Annotated in this window: 17 protein-coding genes and 2 riboswitches; of the genes, 12 read left to right on the top strand and 5 right to left on the bottom strand. The window is 61.1% G+C overall.

What is annotated here, in order from left to right:
• Positions 1-105 precede the first annotated feature (105 nt).
• Entirely contained in the window at positions 106-924 is an 819-nt protein-coding gene (locus J4721_RS12675) for an IclR family transcriptional regulator C-terminal domain-containing protein (RefSeq protein ID WP_014873651.1), read from the bottom strand.
• Between the two features lie 353 nt (positions 925-1,277).
• Between J4721_RS12675 and J4721_RS12670 the strand changes: the two genes are divergently transcribed.
• From J4721_RS12670 to queF, 8 genes are all read left to right on the top strand, one after another.
• On the top strand, positions 1,278-2,729 hold the full coding sequence (locus J4721_RS12670) for a glutamine synthetase family protein (protein ID WP_211002905.1): 1,452 nt from the start codon (positions 1,278-1,280) through the stop codon (positions 2,727-2,729).
• 123 nt (positions 2,730-2,852) lie between these two features.
• Positions 2,853-2,958, top strand: a riboswitch (glycine riboswitch).
• A gap of 1 nt (position 2,959) precedes the next feature.
• Positions 2,960-3,028, top strand: a riboswitch (glycine riboswitch).
• A gap of 324 nt (positions 3,029-3,352) precedes the next feature.
• Positions 3,353-3,715 carry a glycine cleavage system protein GcvH gene (gene gcvH, locus J4721_RS12665; RefSeq protein ID WP_014873653.1) on the top strand — a complete coding sequence of 121 codons (363 nt, stop codon included), beginning with the start codon at positions 3,353-3,355 and terminating at the stop codon, positions 3,713-3,715.
• A gap of 141 nt (positions 3,716-3,856) precedes the next feature.
• Positions 3,857-6,706 (top strand): aminomethyl-transferring glycine dehydrogenase, encoded by a 2,850-nt coding sequence (gcvP, locus tag J4721_RS12660; RefSeq protein WP_211002906.1) that lies wholly within the window; start codon positions 3,857-3,859, stop codon positions 6,704-6,706.
• Between the two features lie 145 nt (positions 6,707-6,851).
• On the top strand, positions 6,852-8,090 hold the full coding sequence (locus J4721_RS12655; protein ID WP_211002907.1) for an acyl-CoA dehydrogenase family protein: 1,239 nt from the start codon (positions 6,852-6,854) through the stop codon (positions 8,088-8,090).
• A 261-nt stretch (positions 8,091-8,351) separates the two neighbouring features.
• On the top strand, positions 8,352-9,050 hold the full coding sequence (queC, locus tag J4721_RS12650) for a 7-cyano-7-deazaguanine synthase QueC (protein ID WP_211002908.1): 699 nt from the start codon (positions 8,352-8,354) through the stop codon (positions 9,048-9,050).
• Entirely contained in the window at positions 9,050-9,403 is a 354-nt protein-coding gene (gene queD, locus J4721_RS12645) for a 6-carboxytetrahydropterin synthase QueD (RefSeq protein WP_027247959.1), read from the top strand. The genes queC and queD overlap by 1 nt, the downstream gene beginning before the upstream one ends.
• Positions 9,400-10,197, top strand: a complete 798-nt coding sequence (queE, locus tag J4721_RS12640) for a 7-carboxy-7-deazaguanine synthase QueE (protein WP_244915643.1) — start codon at positions 9,400-9,402, stop codon at positions 10,195-10,197. Before queD ends, queE begins: the two co-directional genes overlap by 4 nt.
• Before the next feature lie 25 nt (positions 10,198-10,222).
• Positions 10,223-10,687, top strand: a complete 465-nt coding sequence (queF, locus tag J4721_RS12635) for a preQ(1) synthase (protein ID WP_014879211.1) — start codon at positions 10,223-10,225, stop codon at positions 10,685-10,687.
• A gap of 37 nt (positions 10,688-10,724) precedes the next feature.
• Here the strand turns inward: queF and J4721_RS12630 are convergent, their stop codons facing one another.
• Together J4721_RS12630 and truA are read right to left on the bottom strand one after the other, a co-directional pair.
• A complete protein-coding gene (locus J4721_RS12630) occupies positions 10,725-11,396 on the bottom strand; it encodes a PAS domain-containing protein (protein ID WP_211002920.1) in 672 nt (223 codons plus the stop codon).
• 154 nt (positions 11,397-11,550) lie between these two features.
• Positions 11,551-12,324 carry a tRNA pseudouridine(38-40) synthase TruA gene (gene truA, locus J4721_RS12625; protein WP_211002909.1) on the bottom strand — a complete coding sequence of 258 codons (774 nt, stop codon included), beginning with the start codon at positions 12,322-12,324 and terminating at the stop codon, positions 11,551-11,553.
• A gap of 145 nt (positions 12,325-12,469) precedes the next feature.
• Here truA and J4721_RS12620 point away from each other — a divergent pair, with 145 nt between their 5' ends.
• From J4721_RS12620 to J4721_RS12610, 3 genes are read left to right on the top strand one after another with little or no spacing between them, the layout of a single operon-like run.
• Positions 12,470-13,885: a YcjX family protein gene (locus tag J4721_RS12620; RefSeq protein ID WP_014879214.1), complete on the top strand. Its 1,416-nt coding sequence runs from the start codon at positions 12,470-12,472 to the stop codon at positions 13,883-13,885.
• Positions 13,882-14,436, top strand: coding sequence for a GNAT family N-acetyltransferase (locus J4721_RS12615; RefSeq protein ID WP_211002910.1), 555 nt, complete (start codon positions 13,882-13,884; stop codon positions 14,434-14,436). Before J4721_RS12620 ends, J4721_RS12615 begins: the two co-directional genes overlap by 4 nt.
• Positions 14,433-15,488: a YcjF family protein gene (locus J4721_RS12610; protein WP_102874764.1), complete on the top strand. Its 1,056-nt coding sequence runs from the start codon at positions 14,433-14,435 to the stop codon at positions 15,486-15,488. The genes J4721_RS12615 and J4721_RS12610 overlap by 4 nt, the downstream gene beginning before the upstream one ends.
• A 93-nt stretch (positions 15,489-15,581) precedes the next feature.
• Here the strand turns inward: J4721_RS12610 and J4721_RS12605 are convergent, their stop codons facing one another.
• Both J4721_RS12605 and J4721_RS12600 read right to left on the bottom strand, forming a co-directional pair.
• Positions 15,582-15,992 (bottom strand): group III truncated hemoglobin, encoded by a 411-nt coding sequence (locus J4721_RS12605; protein WP_027247953.1) that lies wholly within the window; start codon positions 15,990-15,992, stop codon positions 15,582-15,584.
• 96 nt (positions 15,993-16,088) lie between these two features.
• The gene (locus J4721_RS12600; RefSeq protein WP_211002911.1) at positions 16,089-17,654 is read right to left on the bottom strand and encodes a pentapeptide repeat-containing protein; all 1,566 of its coding nucleotides are present in this window, start codon (positions 17,652-17,654) and stop codon (positions 16,089-16,091) included.
• Positions 17,655-17,909: 255 nt separating this feature from the next.
• Between J4721_RS12600 and ileS the strand changes: the two genes are divergently transcribed.
• Positions 17,910-20,840 carry an isoleucine--tRNA ligase gene (gene ileS, locus J4721_RS12595; RefSeq protein WP_211002912.1) on the top strand — a complete coding sequence of 977 codons (2,931 nt, stop codon included), beginning with the start codon at positions 17,910-17,912 and terminating at the stop codon, positions 20,838-20,840.
• Positions 20,841-21,009 lie beyond the last annotated feature (169 nt).

The raw sequence follows: 21,009 nt of genomic DNA, 5'->3' as shown, positions 1-21,009 counted from the left end.
CGCGAAATTTTGAATATCGGACGACAGGCGCGTGACTGGCGGCAGCAGAGGCGAATCGTGAAACAGGGCAGCGCGCGCATCTGCCCCCATTCGCCGCATCTCTGGTTAGAGGTCTGCCAACGCCTGGCTCTGGCGCAGTTCGGCGGCGCAAAGTTGCAGGGCCCGCAGGGACTGTTCGGTATCCTGCGCCGGGTTCACCCCACGCGGAGATGAGCTGCCAACAACAATCGGCCGTTGCTCCGGGCGCGACACTGGCACCGCATAGCCGATAATGCCGGTTTCAAACTCGCTGTCGGTGACTGCATACCCCTGCTGTCGCGCCGTTGCGACCCGCTCAAGGATCTGATCCGGCTGGGTCAGCGATTGTTCGGTATGGCGGGGTATATCCGCAGTCGCCAGCGTTTCAGCGGCGTCTTCTTCCGGCAGGCACCCCATCAGCATCCGGCCCAAACTGGTGTGAACCAGCGGGATATGTGCGCCGGCCGTAAATCCATAAGTGACAGGCGCATGTTCGACAGTGGACTGTGCGAGCAGCAGTACGCGCCCCTGATCCAGCGTTGCGAGGGTGATTTCCGCACCCAGACTGCGCGCATGACGGTTGAGCACTGGCTGCACCTTGCGGCCGAACTGATTGGCCTGAAGAAAACCGCCCGACAGCGCAAGCACCTGTGGTGTCAGCGACAGGACACGGCCCTGCTGGCGCAGATAACCCGCCTGCACAAGCGTCAGCGCCCCGCGCCGCGCGGTGGCGCGATCCTGGCCCGTGCGCCGGGCTATATCAGCCAGCGTCAGCGTTGGCGTTGCAGCATCGAATGCAGCCAGAACAGCCAGCCCCTTGGCAAAGCTGGAGGAAATATTTCGGTCTTGTTCACTCATTGTCTCTTCCACAAATACGCGGCAGCGCCCCTCCGTTCGCCGGAACATGCAATCAAACTGGAACGTTTCAGGCCTGTGCGCAGCTAGCGCGACGTCCATTGGACCTGTTGCATGATCGGCGCGGTTATTAGTGTCCCTGTTTTCGCCACCTTGGGTAGTACGTTGGTTTTGTTCTTTGGCTACGTGCGGAAATCTTTGCTAAATTTGCGGTTTTTCCACTTGGCTCCTGATAAGAGACTGGACCTGAACTAGTTTTTTAGTTCAAGCTTAAATTATCCATTTGCATAACAGAATTGTGGCAGAGGTTGTGCTATGGGCTCATCGGACGCAACGTCACTGTTGGCGGTGAAGATTTCGAAGGCGCGGACAGGAAGCGGACAGGAAGAAGGCCGGATCACAAGATGACAACATCGCTCAACAGGGGCGCGCTGGCGCGCAACGGGCTGCTTTCGGACCAGGCCTGTCACGACGCAGAGGTGGTGCTGGCGCAATGCGAGGCCGCGCGGGTGGAAACCGTGCGGGTGCTGTTTGCCGATCAACATGGCATTCTGCGGGGCAAGACCTTGGTTGCCGCAGGTCTGCGGTCGCTGTTCGAGCAGGGGATTGCGGTGCCGTCGACGCTGCTGCTGAAAGACACCGCGCATCGCACCGTCTTCCCGGTGTGGAGCGAAAACCCGGAAGAGGTGGTGACGCCGATGCAGGGCGCCAGTGATGTATTGCTGGTGCCACGTCCGGAGACCTTTCGCGTGCTGCCCTGGTCGCCGCATTCGGCCTGGATTTTCTGTCATGTGGCCTTTCATGACGGTGCAACCGTGCCCTTCGGCTCGGCCCATGTGCTGGAGCGTGCGGTGGCAACGCTGGCGGAGCAGGGCCTTCAGACGGTCGTCGGGCTGGAGGTCGAGTTCCAGATTTTTGAGCGAGTCGACCCTGCGTTGGGCCACGCCCAGCAGGGCATGCCGGGGGCCCCGATTGAGACACGCAACCTTATCCAGGGGTATCAGTATCTGACCGAAACCCGCTACGCTGAGGCTGAGGGCATTCTTGATGCCCTCCGGCGTCATGCGCAGGCACTTGGCTTGCCGGTGCGCACCGTGGAGATCGAGATGGGGCCGAGCCAGTTCGAGTTCACCTTTGATCCCGCTGACCCCATGACGCAGGCAGATGCTATGGTGATGTTTCGCACCATGGCAAAGGAGGTCTGTGCCGCAAACGGGCTGCATGCCAGTTTCATGGCAAAGCCCCGGCAGGACCACGCCATGGCCAACGGCTGGCATATCCATCAATCGCTGATCGACACCGTGAGCGGACGCAACCTCTTCATGCCAGAGGTCGCGGGCGAGCTGACCGCCGAAGCCAGCGGCTGGATCGCGGGATTGCTTGCCCATGCGGAGGCCGCCTCAATTCTGGTGGCGCCAACCGTGAACAGCTACAAACGTTATCTGCCCTATCAACTAGCCCCCAATCGTGTGCAATGGGGGGAAGACAACCGCGGTGCAATGTTGCGGGGGCTGATGCGCCCCGGTGACCCCTCCAGCCGGGTGGAAAACCGCGCCCCTGACAGCACCGCCAATCCATATTTTGCGCTGGCTGCCCAGATTATCGCGGGCAGCGAGGGGATGATGGCCGGTCGGCGTGCGCTGGCCCCCACCGCCTCTCCCTATTCTGACGACGCGGAGAAGCTGCCGCGTTCGCTTGGTCAGGCCTTGCAGGCCTTCTCTTCATCGGAGCTGTTTCGCAGCGCGCTTGGGGAGGATGTGGTCGACTATCTCACCCATCTGAAGGAGGTCGAGTGGGCCCGCTATCTGGATACGGTAAGTGAGTGGGAACAGGCCGAATATTTCAATCTTTACTGATGGTTATGTGCAACACTATCCCGGTGCTTGGCGGTTGTCGGATTTGGCGGTGCCAGCTGTCGGAAATGCCACCTGATGACGGCATTGCAGCTTGAAGAGAAACGATATTATTGGTAGCGTATACAGGCGTATGCGGGAGAACCAACGCGGCGGTAATTCATCGTCGACTTTGGTGCCGAAGGAGCAACCGCCCCGGAAACTCTCAGGCCACAGGGACCGCAGGCGCAACACACTCTGGAGAGATCCTGACCACATCAGGGCGCCGAAGGGATAACGATCTCAGGCAAAGGGACAGAGGGGGCATCACATCGTGCAGGTATTGCCTGCGCGCACGATTTGATGCCGGGACCAAGCCACCACAGCGGATCGGACCGGCCCTGATACACATGGGATGGATCGGCATGGCTGCTGAGACCTCGGGACAACCAGATATCCCCCTCGCCGATGTGCGTGGGGTCCCCGGCGCTGGTCTGCCCTGCGTCGACCTTGTCGGTCGGGACCGGGCAGAGGCCGCCGATATCATCCCCATGATGCCGCAGATAATTACCACCAAACCGCGACCGTCCAACCGGGCGGGCCGCTGCAGACGCTGACGCCAGCGCCACCCCCAAAGGAAGAGACTGATGAAATTTACCGAAGAACACGAATGGCTGCTGCCGGAAGGCGACGATTTGATCACAGTGGGCATCACCAGCCACGCAGCTGAGCAGCTGGGTGATGTCGTGTTTGTGGAGCTGCCCGAGGTCGGCACCGAGGTTTCCAAGGATGATGAGATCGTTGTGATCGAGTCCGTCAAAGCCGCTTCCGATATTCTGGCGCCGCTGGACGGTGAGATCGTCGAGGTGAACGAGGCACTGGCCGACAATCCCGGCAAGATCAACGAGGATCCGCAGGGCGACGCCTGGTTCTTCAAGATCAAACCTGCTGATCTGTCCCCGATGGACGATTACATGGATGAAGCCGGATACAAGGACTTCATCGGCTGATCCTTCTGCCCCGCCTGCGCCTCTTGCGCGGCGGGGTTTTTTGATCGCTGTTCCCGCATAGATCGTGGCCATCAGCCGCAAGATCGGGCCTGCCCGCAGCATCCTGCTGCCTTAACCTCCTGTTGCTGAAGAGGGCGACATATGTCTTTTGAACCCACGGACTACCTGCCGTACGACTTTGCCAATCGCCGCCACATCGGCCCGTCTCCCGAAGAGATGGACGACATGCTTGCCGTGGTCGGCGCCAAGAATCTGGACGCGCTGATTGACGACACCGTGCCTGCCACCATCCGTCAGGCCGCCGCGCTGGAGTTTGGCCGCCCTCTGTCGGAACGGGAACTGCTGCATCACATGCGTGAGGTCGCAGGGAAGAACGTTCTGAAAACCTCGCTGATCGGGCAGGGCTACCACGGCACCGTGACCCCACCCGCCATTCAGCGCAACATTCTGGAAAACCCGGCCTGGTACACCGCCTACACGCCCTACCAGCCCGAAATCTCGCAGGGCCGTCTTGAGGCGCTGTTGAACTTCCAGACCATGATCTCGGATCTGACCGGTCTGGAAATCGCCAATGCCTCTCTGCTGGATGAGGCCACCGCCTGCGCCGAGGCGATGACCGTGGCCCAGCGGGTCTCCAAATCGAAGGCCAAAGCGTTTTTTGTCGACCGCGACTGTCACCCGCAGAACATCGCCGTGATCCAGACCCGCGCCGCGCCGCTGGGGATCGAGGTGATTGTCGGCAACCCGGATAAGCTGGACGCCTCAGCGGTCTTTGGCGCGTTGTTCCAATACCCCGGCACCTATGGCCATGTGCGCGATTTCACCGATCACATCGCCCAGCTGCACGCACATAATGCCATCGGCGTTGTCGCGGCAGATCCGCTGTCGTTGACCCTGCTGAAGGAACCGGGCGCGATGGGTGCAGACATAGCTGTCGGCTCGACCCAGCGCTTTGGCGTGCCGGTTGGCGCCGGTGGCCCGCATGCGGCCTATATGGCGACCAAGGATGCCTATAAACGCGCGATCCCGGGCCGCATTGTCGGGGTGTCGGTTGATGCTCATGGCAACCGCGCCTATCGCCTGTCGCTGCAAACCCGCGAACAGCACATCCGCCGCGAGAAGGCGACCTCCAACGTCTGTACCGCACAGGCGCTGCTGGCGGTGATGGCGTCTATGTATGCGGTCTTCCATGGCCCCAAAGGCCTGAAAGCCATTGCGCAGCGCATCCACCGCAAGACCGTGCGTCTGGCCAAGGGGCTGGAGGAAGCGGGCTTCAAGGTGGATCCCAGATCCTTCTTCGACACGATCACCGTGGACGTCGGTCCCTTGCAAGAGGCGGTGCTGAAATCCGCCGTGGACGAGGGGCTGAACCTGCGTCGGGTTGGTGAAACCCGCGTTGGTATCACCCTGGATGAGGTGACCCGCTCAGAGACCATCGAAGCCGTCTGGCGCGCCTTTGGTATTCGCCGCAGCGACGATGATTTCACGCCTGAATATCGCGTGCCGGAAAATATGCACCGCACGTCTGACTATCTGACCCATCCGATTTTCCACATGAACCGGGCGGAAACCGAGATGATGCGCTACATGCGCCGCCTCGCAGATCGCGATCTGGCGCTGGACCGTGCGATGATCCCGCTTGGCTCCTGCACGATGAAGCTCAATGCCGCGGCAGAGATGATGCCGCTCAGCTGGCCGGAGTTCGCCAACATCCACCCCTTTGCCCCTGCTGACCAGATGCAGGGCTATGCAGAGATGGTCAGCGATCTCTCCGAGAAGCTATGCCAGATCACCGGCTATGATGCGATCTCCATGCAGCCCAACTCTGGCGCGCAGGGCGAATACGCAGGCCTTCTGTCCATTGCGGCCTATCACCGGGCCAACGGTCAGGGTCATCGCAACATCTGTCTGATCCCGATGTCGGCCCATGGCACCAACCCGGCCTCTGCCCAGATGGTGGGGTGGAAGGTTGTCGTGGTGAAATCCGCAGAAAACGGCGATATCGACCTCAAGGATTTCCGCGAAAAGGCAGAGAAACACGCCGAAAACCTTGCAGGCTGCATGATCACCTACCCCTCGACCCACGGCGTGTTCGAAGAAACCGTGCATGAGGTCTGCAAGATCACCCATGATCACGGCGGTCAGGTCTATATCGACGGTGCCAATATGAACGCCATGGTGGGCCTGTCCCGTCCCGGCGATCTGGGCGGCGACGTCAGCCACCTGAACCTGCACAAGACCTTTGCCATTCCCCACGGCGGTGGCGGCCCCGGCATGGGCCCGATTGGCGTCAAGGCGCATCTGCAACCACATCTGCCCGGCCACCCGGAAACCGGCGGACAGGAAGGCCCGGTTTCTGCGGCCCCCTTTGGCTCTGCCTCCATTCTGACCATCAGTTGGGCCTACTGCCTGATGATGGGCGGTGCGGGCCTGACGCAGGCGACGAAGGTGGCAATCCTCAACGCCAACTACATCGCCAAACGTCTCGAAGGCGCCTATGACGTGCTTTACAAGGGCCCCACGGGCCGCGTCGCGCATGAGTGTATTCTGGACACCCGCCCGTTTGAGGCCAGCGCCAATGTCACTGTTGATGATGTGGCCAAGCGCCTGATCGACAGCGGTTTCCATGCACCAACAATGTCCTGGCCGGTTGCTGGCACCCTGATGGTGGAGCCGACAGAGTCCGAGACCAAGGCCGAGCTGGACCGGTTCTGCGAGGCGATGCTGTCGATCCGCGAGGAAATTCGTGCGGTCGAGGCAGGCGAGATGGATGCGGACAATAACGCGCTGAAAAACGCCCCCCACACGATGGAAGACCTCGTGAAAGACTGGGATCGCCCCTATTCCCGTGAACAGGGCTGCTTCCCTCCGGGGGCCTTCCGGGTCGACAAATACTGGCCGCCGGTGAACCGCGTCGACAATGCTTACGGTGACCGCCATCTGGTCTGTACCTGCCCACCGATGGAAGACTACGCCGAGGCGGCAGAGTAACCGCTTACGAAACGGACCCTTCGGGGTCCGTTTTCTTTTGTTCTGCTGCGGTCATCCTTCCGTGACGTCCCGTCACGCGGCTGGACAGCGCCACAACCCCCGCGCCATGCTGCACCCAAGGGAAACAACACAAAGAGGCGCCGGGATGGACATGAACTTGGGAATGCGGAGCGAAAACCGCGCGCTTCTGGATCGGGTGGCGGCGATGATCCGCGATGAAATCATGCCGCTGGAGGCCGAGTATCACGCGGAAATCGGCAAGGGCGACCGCTGGCAGTACACCGACCGGCAGGCCGAAATCCTAGAAGGTCTGAAAGCCGAGGCCAAGGCGCAGGGCCTGTGGAACTTCTGGCTCACCGACAGTGACAAGGGGTTTGGCCTCTCGACCGTCGAATATGCCTACTTTGCTGAAGAAATGGGAAAAACCCCGCTGGGGGCAGAGGTCTTCAACTGCTCAGCACCCGACACCGGCAATATGGAAGTGTTCGAACGTTACGGCACCGAGGTGATGAAACAGCAATGGCTGGCGCCGCTCCTGCAGGGGCAGATCCGCTCGGCCTATCTGATGACGGAGCCGGACGTCGCCAGCTCGGATGCCACCAATATTGCCATGTCCTGCGTGCGCGACGGCGATGACTATGTGCTGAACGGCGAGAAATGGTGGGCCTCAGGCGCTGGGGATCCGCGCTGCAAGGTCTATATCGTGATGGTGCGCACCGGCGGCGACGACCTGCCCAAACACAAGCGCCAGTCGATGATCGTGGTGCCTGCGGATGCGCCGGGGATCGAGGTGCTGCGCCCGATGGAGGTCTACGGTCACGATGACGCGCCCCATGGTCATATGCATATCCGCTTCTCAGATGTGCGCATTCCGGCAGACCATATGCTGCTGGGAGAGGGGCGCGGATTTGAAATCGCGCAGGGTCGCCTTGGGCCGGGCCGCATTCACCATTGCATGCGTGCCATCGGTCAGGCCGAAAGCGCGCTGGAACAGCTCTGCCGCCGCTCGCTGCGCCGCGAGGCCTTTGGCAAGCCGCTGGCCCAGCTTGGCGCCAACTACGACATCATCGCCGAATGCCGGATGGAGATCGAAATGGCCCGTCTCCTCTGTCTCAAGGCGGCGTGGTATATGGATCAGGGGGATGCCCGCGCAGCAGCGCCCTGGATCAGCCAGATCAAAGTGGTTGCTCCCCGTGTCGCGTTGAAGGTGATCGACGAGGCGGTGCAGATGCACGGCGGGCAGGGCATCAGCCAGGACACGCCGCTGGCGCAGGCCTGGACCCATGTGCGCACCCTGCGTCTCGCCGATGGGCCGGATGCGGTGCACCGCAGGCAGGTCGCGCGGGCTGAGTTGAAAGCCTACAGCCAGGAAGATCTCGGTTAACATTCTGCCCGGGATCCTCGCGGATCTCTGGCGAAACGGATCTCCAAAATCACTCTCAGGCGCCCTCCATCAGGAGGGCGCTTTTTGTGTTTGGATTAATGCGCTGAAAATAAAACAAAAATAGGTCACAAGAAATTCGAACGCTCCAGATCCTGACGTTGCGGAAATTTTCTGTGGATATCTTGCCGTGGTTAACGGCAGTCGCTATACGCACGCCTTCCGGTCGCAGCCTACCCGGATATCAAAACAAGGACTGAAAACTTGAAAACACTTGTCATCTGCTCGGGCGGGCTCGATTCCGTGTCCCTTGCCCATATTCTTGCTGCCAAAGGGCAGCTCTCGCGGCTGGTGTCGTTCGACTATGGACAGCGCCACCGCAAGGAACTCGACTATGCTGCCGCCTGCGGGCAACGGCTTGGGGTTCCCCACGAGATCATTGATATGCGTTCGATCGGTGCCGCGCTTAGCGGCTCGGCGCTGACCGATGATATTGATGTGCCGGACGGCCACTACGCCGAAGAGACCATGAAGGTCACAGTCGTGCCCAACCGGAATGCCATCATGCTGACCATTGCGTATGGAATTGCCGCCGCCAAGGGCGACACGGCCGTGGCAACGGCGGTGCATGGCGGCGATCACTTCATCTACCCGGACTGCCGCCCGGCCTTCACCGATGCTTTCGACGTGATGCAGCGCATGGCGCTGGATGGCTATGCCGATGTCGCGCTGGTGACGCCTTTCGTGCATCGCTCGAAAGGGGATATTGTCGCCGCAGGCGCAGCCGTGAACACCCCCTTTGCCGAGACATGGTCCTGCTACAAGGGCGGCGCGCACCACTGCGGGCGCTGTGGCACCTGCGTTGAACGCCGTGAGGCCTTCGATCTGGCAGGGGTTGAGGATCCGACAATCTACCAGGATCCCGACTTTTGGCGCACCGCCATCAAAGAAGGAGCCGTATGATGTTTCGGATTACCAAAGAATTCCACTTCTCCGCATCGCATCAGCTGTCCCATCTGCCAGCAGATCATCAATGTGCCAGACTGCATGGGCACAACTATATCGTGGTGGTCGAATTGGCGGGCGCTGAGCTGAACAGCGATGGTTTTGTCCGCGATTATCACGAGTTGGCGCCGCTGAAGAATTACATCGACGGCAGCTTCGATCATCGCCATCTGAACGATGTTATGGAGGGCCCCTCCACCGCTGAGAACATGGCCCGTCATTTTTACGAATGGTGTGTCGCGCGCTGGCCCGAAACCGCTGCAGTACGGGTGTCGGAGACCCCGAAAACATGGGCTGAGTACCGCCCATGACCGAGGTTCTGATACCGCGTGCCGTGCGTGCGGCAGGTGACACATCATCCCCTGTGAACAGGCAAGGGGCCAGTCGGTCGGCGCCGACCACCCTGCGGATCGCGGAGATCTTTGGCCCGACGATCCAGGGCGAAGGTGCGCTGATTGGTGAACCCACCGTGTTTGTCCGCGCGGGGGGCTGTGACTATCGCTGCAGCTGGTGCGACAGCCTGCATGCGGTCGACAGCCGCTATCGCGACACCTGGGCCCCGATGGCCACGGATGAGGTCTGGCAGGAGGTGACCCGCCTCAGCGGTGGTCAGCCGCTGACCGTCTCGCTCTCAGGTGGCAACCCGGCAATCCAGAATTTCGCGCCGCTGATCGCCCAGGGCAAGGAGGCCGGCTATCGCTTCGCCTGCGAGACGCAAGGCTCCATCAGCCAGCCCTGGTTTGCCGCGCTCGACACCCTTGTGCTTAGCCCGAAACCTCCCTCCAGCGGTCACCGTGTGGACTGGCAGAAGTTCGACCACTGCCTGGCGGCCGCCAAGGGCTGTGATCAGATCGTGCTGAAAATCGTGATCTTCGATGACTGCGATTACGACTGGGCCAAGGCAGTGGCAAATCGTCGGCCTGACCTGCCGCTTTACCTGCAACCGGGCAACCCGGAGGTCGATCCAGAGACTCCGGTGGATCTGACCGCCGCCACCGAACGGCTGCATTGGCTGATTGAAAAAGTAACCGCTGACCGCTGGTTTGCCCCCCGTGTGCTGCCGCAGCTGCATGTGCTGGTCTGGGGCAACAAACGCGGCGTCTGAACGCGCGGAACGAGGAGACAACAAGATGACTGATGATATCTATAAAAACCTGAAACAACTGGGCGGTGCTACTGTGATGCCCGCGAGCCCCGAAGAGGCTGAACTGGAGCGGGTGCCCAATCCGCAGGCTGATGTGGCCTACAACATACGCTTCACCGCGCCGGAGTTTACATCGCTCTGCCCGATGACCGGCCAGCCCGACTTTGCCCATCTGGTGATCGACTATGTGCCGGGGAAATGGCTGGTGGAGAGTAAATCCCTGAAGCTGTTCTTGGGGTCGTTCCGAAACCACGGAGCATTCCATGAGGATTGCACGGTGTCCATTGCGCGCCGTCTGGCAGATTTCCTTGATCCGCAGTGGCTGCGGATCGGCGGTTATTGGTATCCGCGTGGAGGCATCCCGATTGATGTGTTCTGGCAAACCGGTCCTCTGCCCGAAGGCGTCTGGATCCCTGATCAGGGCGTACCCCCTTACCGCGGTCGCGGCTGACCCGGTGCTGCAGGCGCAGGACCCCGAAATCAGGCCGTCAGGCCTGATTTTCACGCTGCCCCAGCAACGGATCGCGGGCCATGGCGGCGGCATCAACATCCTGCGGTTCCGCTCCTAGAAGATTGCCGCGACGGCGATTGAAGTAGAGATCAATCCGGCTGTAGAGCGTGTTGCGGCGCATCTCCAGACAGCGCAGCAGCGCCTTGCGGGCATAATCCAACAGCTCGTCCTTCTGGTTCTCCAGATCATGGAGTTCAGCCGCGCGCTCCGACTCGCCACCGGTAGGCCCATTGGCGGATACCCGATCCGCAACACCTGTATCTTCCGTGTGAGTCAGAGGCGGGGATGACGATAGCTCCGGTGACAGCATAAAATGACACCCCAGCAAGACGATATTGCCGGGTGTGACGGTGATTGGATCGATGTAGGTCAGGCATTCGAAGGAGCGTCCGCTGGCATCATAATTCCAGAGCGTACGCGAGATGCGTTTGCAGCGGTCGCGGGCGATTTTCAGCTCGCGGATCGTACTCTGCTTCACCGCCGGCCCATCGAACAGCGGGCAAGGTCGATCAAGCACGTCCTCAGCCCTGTAGCCGGTCGCTTTTTCAAAGGCCGGATTGACGAAGGACAACTCCAGCTCCTCCGCTTCCGGGTTGATCAGCGACAGAGGCAACGAAGAATATCGCAGTAGACTGCCAAGAAGATTCATTTCTTTGTCCACGTAGCCACCTGTTTGTTCTGGACCGAAATCTGGGAAGAAAACGCACGGGGTGAGAATTGGTTCCCGGTCGCGAGCAAAAAAGTTGCGCACGTGGTTCAGATTTGGCCAGAGCAGCCAAATGTGGCCTGGTTCAGGGAACTAATTACGCGACTTCAAAGGGGTTTTCAGGATAGCCCACGCGTGCCAGATAGAGCCCGTGACCGGGGCAGACGGGACCGCAGGCGGCGCGATCCTCGGCCTCTAGCGCAGATTTCACATCCTCAGGCGACCACGCCCCTGCGCCGACCCGCTCCAGCGTACCGACAAAGCTGCGCACCTGATTGTGCAGGAAAGACCGTGCGCGCACATGGAAATGAATCTCCGGCCCGGAGAAGCCTTGAACCCGCTCAATCCGCAGTTCGTCCAGTGTCTTCAGCGGGCTGGCGGCCTGACAGATCGACGAGCGGAATGTGGTGAAGTCATGCTGGCCAATCAGATGATTGGCTGCCTCCTGCATGGCTCCGGCGTCCAGATCATGATTGAGCTGCCAGACCTGCCCTGCATCATGGGTCGCCGGTGCGCGCCGGATCAGGATGCGAAACAGATACTGCCGCTCAACCGCAGAAAACCGCGCGTGCCAGTCATCCTCGGCACGGGCGCAATCGACAATCGCCACCGGGGCTGGTTTCAGGTGGAAATTCAACGCCTCGGACAGGCGGAAGGGATCCCAGTCCTTCACCATATCGCAATGGGCAACCTGACCCAGACCATGTACGCCGGTGTCCGTGCGCCCCGCCGCCGCAATCGTGTGCGGTCCCGGCTCCAGCCGCGCAAGCGCATCCTCGATCGCCCCCTGAACCGAGGGCTGATCCTTCTGGCGCTGCCACCCGGCGAAGGGGGCGCCGTGATATTCGACTTTCAGAGCAAAACGCGGCATGGGCGGGCAAGTAACGCGGCCGGGGCTGCGGCACAAGTCCCCGACAGCAGCTGACCGGGGTGGTATCACGCTCCGCCAGCCCCTATCTTGGTCAAATTGAACACGGATCCGGCCTTTGGCAGGGTCGGCAGGGCGGGGCAAACCTTTGGGACTATCATCACTGGCAGACGGGGTTTTGCGCAGCGTCGAAGGCGCGGGCGCCTCGCTATCGGAGAGCCTGTTTGAACCGTCGATCCGCCTCGGGGTCACCGGGCTGGCTCGTGCGGGCAAGACAGTGTTCATCACTTCGCTGGTGGCCAATCTGATGAACCGGGGCCGTATGGTGCAGCTTTCCGCTGCGCGGGAAGGGCGGATCGAGACCGCGTTTCTGCAACCCCAGCCGGACGATACCGTGCCCCGCTTTGACTACGAAAACCACCTTGGCGCCCTCACAGGTCCGCGTCCCTATTGGCCCGACAGCACCCGGGCCGTCTCCGAGCTTCGCCTCAGCCTCAGGGTTCAGCCCAACGGTCTGCTGTCGGGCCTGCAAGGGCCGCGTACGTTGCATCTGGATATCGTGGATTATCCCGGCGAATGGCTGCTGGATCTGGCGTTGTTGGATAAATCATATGCTCAGTGGTGCGATGAGGTGCTGACCCGCATCCGCGGTCGATCGCAGGCGCAGGGCTTTCTGGATCTGGCGCAGAAAGCCGACGCCACTGCCCCGCATGACGAGCCGCTGGCGCAGGAGCTGGCCGGGGCCTTCGCGGCCTATCTGCAGGCCGCCCGCGCCGCTGGCTACTATGACTGCACGCCGGGGCGGTTCCTGCTACCGGGTGATCTGGCGGGCTCTCCGGTGCTGACCTTTGCCCCGATCCCGCTGTCGGACAGCGCCCCTCGCCGGTCCCTCCACCGCGAGATGGAGCGCCGCTTTGAGGCTTATAAATCCAAGGTCGTCAAACCCTTCTTTCGCGATCACTTCGCCCGCATTGACCGGCAGGTGGTTCTGGTCGATGCGCTCAGCGCCATCCATTCGGGCCCCCGCGCGGTGGAGGATCTGCGGCATGCGATGACCGATATCCTTGCGGCCTTCCGTCCGGGCCGCAACGGGTTTCTGCGCCAGATCCTGCGCGGCAAACGGGTGGAAAAGATCTTGTTCGCGGCGACCAAGGCCGATCACCTGCATCACCAGCAGCATCCGCAGTTGACCGCCATCATCGAGGCGCTGACCCGCGATGCCCGTGACCGTGCCCGCTTCGCCGGGGCTGAGACAGCGGCCCTGTCGCTCGCTGCTCTGCGCGCCACGACGGAGGAGCTGCGCAGCCACAACGGCAGTGATCTGCCCTGCGTGCGCGGCACCCTTCTGGACAGTGGCAAGCCCGCCGCGTTTTATCCCGGCGCACTGCCACAGGATCCCTCGCATCTGCTGACCCCAGCCCGTCAGGGCGCCGAAAGCTGGCTCGACGGGGAGTATCAGGCCATGGCCTTTGCCCCGGCACCTCTGACCCTGCGGCCCGGCGATGGCCCGCCTCACATCCGCCTGGACCGGGCAGCGGAATTCCTGATCGGAGATCGCCTATGACAGCCTCATCCCAGCCCATCCTGCGCGCTGCGCGCAGCACCGATGCCGGCAAGGTCGCCGAGATCCTGCACCGCTTCGAGGTCGATACCCCCTGGATGCCCAAGCAACACACCGGCGCAGAGGCGATCAGCTTTTGCGGCACCATGATTGATCGCGGTTGGGTCACCATCGCGCAGATCGACGGGCGGGTAGAGGGGTTTCTGGCCCTTGAAGGCGCGGAGATCTGCGCGCTTTATGTGCGCGACACGGCGCGCGGGCAGGGGCTTGGACGGTTGCTGCTGGATCACGCCAAATCGGTGCAGTCGCCGCTTCAGCTCTGGACCTTTGCGGCCAACGAGGGCGCGCAGCGGTTCTACCTGCGCGAAGGCTTTGTCGAACAGAGCCGCACCGATGGCGCGGGCAATGACGAAGGGTTGCCGGATATTCAGTATATCTGGCCCACACCCCTGCCAAAGTCTGACCCCAAATCCCGCGCAGCGGAAACGACAAAATCCTCCGCTTCAAAACCGCCCGCCGCGACGTCACCTGACAAGAAAAAGGACACCGCATGACCCGTAAGGATGCCGTCCTCTTCGACCTCACGGACAGCGCCACCGCAGACACCGCCCCGGATGTGGCCAGCGCGCCGCCGGTCCCGGATCTGGATGGCGCCAGCAGCGACCTGCCACAGCCCGCACTGGCGCAGGCCGCCGCGCTGGCCAGCCGTCGCCCATCGCGACTGGCCCGCTGGTTCTGGGCCTGTCTGACAGCACTGATCGGCGCTGTCATCTCGGTTGCGGCCTGGGATTTCGTCACCGGGCTGATTGACCGCGTGCCGCTCTTGGGCTGGGCGATCACCGCAGGCTTTGCCGTGGCCGTTCTTCTGGCCCTCCTGATGGGCCTGCGTGAACTCGCGGCCCTCTCGCGCCTGCGCCGGGTCGAGAGTCTGCGCAACGCGCAGCCGCTGCTCTCAGCGGATCCCTCGGCCTCCGCACCGGGTCAGACGGCTGATGCCACCGCTGATCTGAAGGCTGCACGCAGCTATGTGGCGGGGCTGGAACGGTTTTATCGCGGGCGCAAGGATCTCACATGGGGACTGGCCCGGCTGGGGGAGCGCAAGAGCGACATCATGGACGCCGACGCGCTGCTACAGCTGGCAGAGGCGGAGTTGCTTGCGCCGCTGGATGCCCGCGCCCTGCGCGTGGTCGAAGGGGGCGCGCGGCAGGTCGCAACGGTCACCGCGCTGGTGCCCTTGGCGCTGGCCGATGTGGTGACGGCGCTGGTGACCTCGCTGCGGATGATCCGCCGCATCGCCGAGATCTACGGCGGGCGGTCCGGATTCTTCAGCTCCTGGCGCCTCACCCGCGCGGTGCTCGCCCATCTGGTGACCACCGGCGCTGTTGCAGTTGGCGATGACCTGCTGGAACCGGTGCTCGGCGGATCGCTCCTGTCAAAGCTCTCCCGCCGCTTTGGCGAAGGTCTGGTGAATGGCGCGCTCTCCGCCCGCGTCGGCATCGCCGCCATGGAAGTCTGCCGCCCGATGGCCTTCTCCAAGGCGCAGAAACCCCGGACCCGCAAGGTTATTCAGCGCGCCCTCACCGGCCTGTTCACCAAGGACGCCTAGCCACACGCCTCAGGCTCATGCAGAGCATGAGCCACGCCCAAGGCTGCAAGGATGCGAGGGATCCTAAGATGCGGGAGGGCCTGTGTCTTAGGATCAGAACAGCTTGGGTGGGGCGTTTTTTGGCTGGCGCATGGCGACGATCCCGGTACGAAACCCTTCGCCGATCCGATCCGCCAGAGCGCCCCATTGCAGGGCCGTTCGTTCCGGTAGTTCCGCCTGCAAGACCTCGTGAAACAGCCCCAGCCAGATTGCAAAATGCTCCGGCCTAACATCCGGCCTGCTGACATGCACCCGCATCGGATTGCCGCCATAGCATTTCTCCCGCAGGATCGCATTGCGCCAGAACCGGGTGATCAGCGCCTCATGCTCCGGCCAATCCTCAACATGCGCCGAAAACACCGGCCCCAGCACCGCGTCGCCGCGCACGCGGGCATAGAATATATCCACCACATAGGCGATCTGTTCCGCCGTAATATCAAACCGCGCGAGGGACGTCTGGGTCATGTGAACTCCGCCTTTCCACCCCGTCGCTACACCAGAGCGCCCCGCCGGTACACCCACCGCGCAGGGCAACCCCTGCGACCAATTGTGCAATTATTTCTACCGTGGCAATCCTGTTTCACCGTCTTCCTCAGGCAATCTCTCATAGGTTTGGCCCCAGACCTGCACTGCGTCATCAAATGCAAAATCGTCCAACCTTTCATCGACCCAATGGTCCGGCCGTTGTCCACTCGTCAGAGTGACAGAGCCATCCCCAAAGGTGCGATGAGGGTCAAAAAAATGCAGCGCAGCGGAGGAAACCGTCGCATTTCTGAAAACAACGGCGCTCCATTTGCGCGGTACATGTTTATGGACTGGTTTCAGATAGCCGCTAAATGTGTATTCCATCGTACCCTCGAATTGAGCTGAGCGTAGATTTGGGTTGACTAGACGTACAGCATTTACCGATCCCGGCTCTAGCTCAATATCAAAAATCGCATCTTCGATATATGCTTGGTCGAAATAGGTGAAAGAGAAGATGCATTTCCTCAATGAGACTGAGTGTAATTGAGCATGACTAAAATCGACGTTTGTCAGCTTAGCGAAATCTAGGACAGTCTTGCTAAGAAACCCTCGTGTCACAACTGCTCCTGACAGGTTGCAGTGAGAGAAATTGGCGCGATTCAGATAGGCTCCTTCCATACGTGACTCGAAGAAACTCATGTATGAATAGTCACCGTCCGAGAAATCCGCTCGCTGAAGATTGCAGCGTGATAGTGTCGGGCGGTAGCAATGCCGCCTTTCATGCTGGATCTGTTCAGGGGTACGGCGCCCGAGGATCTTGATCGCAAAAGCGATGTCGGAGCGAGGGCTTGGTATATCGAAAACTCTCTCGTGGATATCCGTGTACTCAGACTCGGGCAGATCATCCGGAGGTGAAATCACATGGTTGTTTTTCATGCGGATGAAACGCCCTCTGGCAACCTCCTCGGCGGCGCTCAGCGGTGAATTATTGCAGACATAGGCGCAGAGAATGTCCATGACCAACAGGTGGTCCCGGCCGCGATCATATGTGATCGAATCCCGTGATATTCGCTCCAATGCAAGTAACCCACCAATACGGACTTCGATGTTTGGCTCGGTAACTTCCTCGATGACTGGTTTTGGTGTTGCTAGTATCTGCGAAAGCGCAGATCCCGCTTCACTAGCCTCATTACCTATGACGCGTTTGATGGTCTTTTCTGCACCAAGCTGTTCCACAGCTTTGGTGATGCGGTCGGTCATATGGTTCTGCTCGGCGGTTCGGGTCTGACGCTCATTTGCCCAGACGCGCAACAGCGCCAAGGGGGCGCCAACTAAGCCTCCGGTGGCAGTCACCAGCCCCACAAAGGCAAGCACATGCCAACGCAGATCGACGCCAGTATCTGGCGGGAAATTCCCCGATAAAAGCCATAGTGCGGAAACTGTCTGGAACAGGAGAAAGGCCCAGATTGGCAGCACGCAGAGTCCATAACTCAGCAGAGCACTGTTACCGGTCCAGCGGTGTTTCTTTTGTTTGTAGGTCGGCACGGATATGGCGTACCAGGCTAGCAGCAGCAGACCAACAAGGCCGACTGTCGCCAGAAGCATTGTTAGCTGATGATGCGTGAAGGGGAGCGAAATAGTAACGGCATCAGTTGAGGGCATACGTTTGATAGCTCAATGATTTTGAAAGAATGTTGATAGCATTGCGCATTGATATGTATCTGCCAACCTCGATCTGCCGCTTTACCCTCCTGCCGTGCCGCCCTATAAGGCCCTCATGTCCCATGTTGCGGCCATCATTATTCGAATTATATCCCCGGCGCTCTGAAGACGTGAGCCGCCGGGCAAAGGTGCTTGAGCCATCGCACCGAACCGAATATCCCAAAATACGACCAGATCATCCAAAGGACGCTGCACATGTGTGCCGACACGCCTCAGACGCCTGAGTACAAAGACACCCTCAATCTGCCCAAAACCGATTTCCCGATGCGCGCGGGCCTGCCCAAGCGTGAGCCGGGCTGGCTGGAGCGTTGGGCGCAGATTGGCGTCTATGACAAACTCCGCGAAAAGGCCGCCGCCGCCAAGGGCACCGATGCTGAGCGCAAGCCCTTCACCCTGCACGATGGCCCTCCTTATGCCAACGGTCACCTGCATATCGGCCACGCACTGAACAAGACGATCAAGGACATGATTGTCCGCTCGCACCAGATGATGGGCTTTGACGCGCGTTATGTTCCGGGCTGGGACTGCCACGGCCTGCCGATCGAATGGAAAATCGAAGAGCAGTACCGCAAGAAGGGCAAGAACAAGGACGAGGTGCCGGTTGTCGACTTCCGTCAGGAATGCCGCGCCTTTGCCGATGAATGGGTTGGCATCCAGCGCGAGGAGTTCAAGCGTCTGGGCATCACCGGCAATTGGGATGATCCCTATCTGACCATGAACTACCACGCCGAGGCGGTGATCGCGGGGGAATTCCAGAAGTTCCTGATGAACGGCACGCTTTATCAGGGCTCCAAACCCGTGATGTGGTCACCGGTTGAGAAAACCGCCCTGGCCGAGGCAGAGATTGAGTATCACGACCACAAGTCGCATACCATCTGGGTGCCGTTCGGTACTGCCAATGCAACTGGCGATCTGGCGGAGGCCCGCGTCGTGATTTGGACCACGACCCCCTGGACCATCCCGTCGAACAAGGCTGTCGCCTATAATCCGAAGGTGGCTTATGGCCTCTACCGCGTGGATGCCACGCAGGAGGAAAGCTGGACCACTCCGGGTGAGCTGTATCTCTTTGCCGATGCGCTGGCCGAGGATGCGCTTGGCAAATCCCGCGTCACCGAATTCACCAAGGTCCGCGATGTCGAGGCCTCCGAATTCGATGGCCTGATCCTGAACCATCCGTTCAAAGGCATCGAGGGGGCCGACGGCTTCTGGGACTATGACGTGCCGATGATCGACGGCGACCATGTCACCGATGATGCGGGCACCGGTTTCGTGCATACCGCGCCCAGCCATGGTGCGGATGACTATGAGTGTTTCGTGGCGCGCAACTGGATCGACCGGATGACCCATAACGTGGGTGAAGAATCCGAGTTCCTGCCACATGTGCCGTTCTTTGCCGGGCTTCAGGTCTTTGACAAAAAGGGCAAGGAAGGCAAAGCCAACACCGCCGTGATCGCCAAGCTGGTCGAGGCGGGTGGCATCATTGCCCGTGGTCGCGTCACCCACAGCTACCCGCATTCCTGGCGCTCCAAGGCGCCGATCGTGTTCCGCAACACCCCGCAGTGGTTTGCCTCAGTGGACCGCGAGCTGGACGACGGCATGGGCGAGATGGGCGACACCATCCGCACCCGTGCGCTGAACTCCATCGACCAGCTGGTGCACTGGACCCCGCAGACGGGCCGCAACCGTCTCTATTCCATGATCGAGAGCCGCCCGGATTGGGTGCTGTCGCGCCAGCGCGCCTGGGGCGTGCCGCTCACCTGCTTCACCAAGAAGGGCCTGCTGCCGACCGATCCCGATTTCCTTCTGCGCAATGAGGCGCTGAACACCCGCATCGTGGCCGCATTCGAAGAACACGGCGCCGATGTCTGGTACACGGATGGCTTCAAGGACAAGATGCTCGACGGCATCGCGAACCCCGAGGATTACGATCAGGTGTTTGACGTGCTGGACGTGTGGTTCGACAGTGGCTCCACCCACGCCTTTGTGCTGCGCGACCGCGAGGACGGCACCGAGGACGGTATCGCCGACGTCTACATGGAAGGCACCGATCAGCACCGTGGCTGGTTCCACTCCTCGCTGTTGCAGGCCTGTGGCACCAAAGGCCGCGCGCCCTATCGCAACGTGGTCACCCATGGCTTCACGCTGGACGAGAAGGGCAACAAGATGTCCAAATCGCTCGGCAACACCATCGTGCCCGAGAAAATCGTCCAGCAGTATGGCGCTGATATCCTGCGTCTCTGGGTGGCGCAGACCGACTACACCGCCGACCAGCGGATCGGGGCGGAGATCCTGAAAGGCGTCGCCGATGGCTATCGCCGCCTGCGCAATACCATGCGCTACATGCTCGGCAGCCTTGCGGATTTCTCTGAGGATCAGCGCGTAGATCCGGCGGATATGCCGGAGCTGGAACAATGGGTCCTGCACCGTCTGGCGGAGCTGGATCACAAGGTCCGCACCGGCTATCAGGCCTATGATTTCCAGGGCGTGTTCTCTGCGGTGTTCAACTTTGCCACCGTGGATCTGTCGGCCTTCTACTTCGATGTTCGTAAGGACGCGCTTTACTGCGATGGTGACACGCTAAACGCCCGTGCGGCCCGCACCGTGCTGGACATCCTGTTCCACCGCCTGACTACCTGGCTGGCCCCGATCCTGGTCTTCACCATGGAAGAGGTCTGGCTGGAGCGTTTCCCCGGTGATGACAGCTCGCTGCATCTGCAGGACATTCCGGCCACCCCTGCGGATTGGCTGAATGAGCCACTGGCCGCGAAATGGGCCAAGGTCCGTCAGGCCCGCCGCGTCGTCACCGCCGCCCTTGAGGTGCAGCGCGTGGACAAAGTGATCGGCGCCTCGCTGGAGGCCGCGCCGGTGGTGCATGTGCGCGACGCGGAGGTGCTGGCGGCGCTGAAATCGGTGAATTTCGCTGATGTCTGCATCACCTCTGATATTGCCCTTAGCGGTGATCCGGCCCCGGCGGAAGCCTTCCGCATGCCCGAGGTGGACGGCGTATCGGTGGTGTTTGAGAAGGCCGATGGTGACAAGTGTCAGCGTTGCTGGAAAATCCTGCCGGATGTGGGCAACCACAGTCACGCGGGCGTCTGTGGTCGTTGCGACGCAGCGCTCAGCTAAGACAGGGATCAGTCCGGATCGGCAGATGATCCGGCCCGGATAGCGGTGATCTCAGATCCCAGACGGGATCTGCGCGGCCCCCGCCGGGCGGTGGGGGGGGGGGCGCGGGGGGTTTGGGCGGGGGGGGGGGGGGGTGGGGGGCCATCTGGTGTGGGCGGTCAGGGTGCCT

The organism is Phaeobacter sp. HS011, assembly GCF_018101215.1.
Classification (GTDB): Bacteria; Pseudomonadota; Alphaproteobacteria; order Rhodobacterales; family Rhodobacteraceae; genus Phaeobacter; species Phaeobacter inhibens.
The sequence above is the reverse complement of the archived record's forward strand: the minus strand, read 5'-3'. Positions and strand labels throughout refer to the sequence as shown.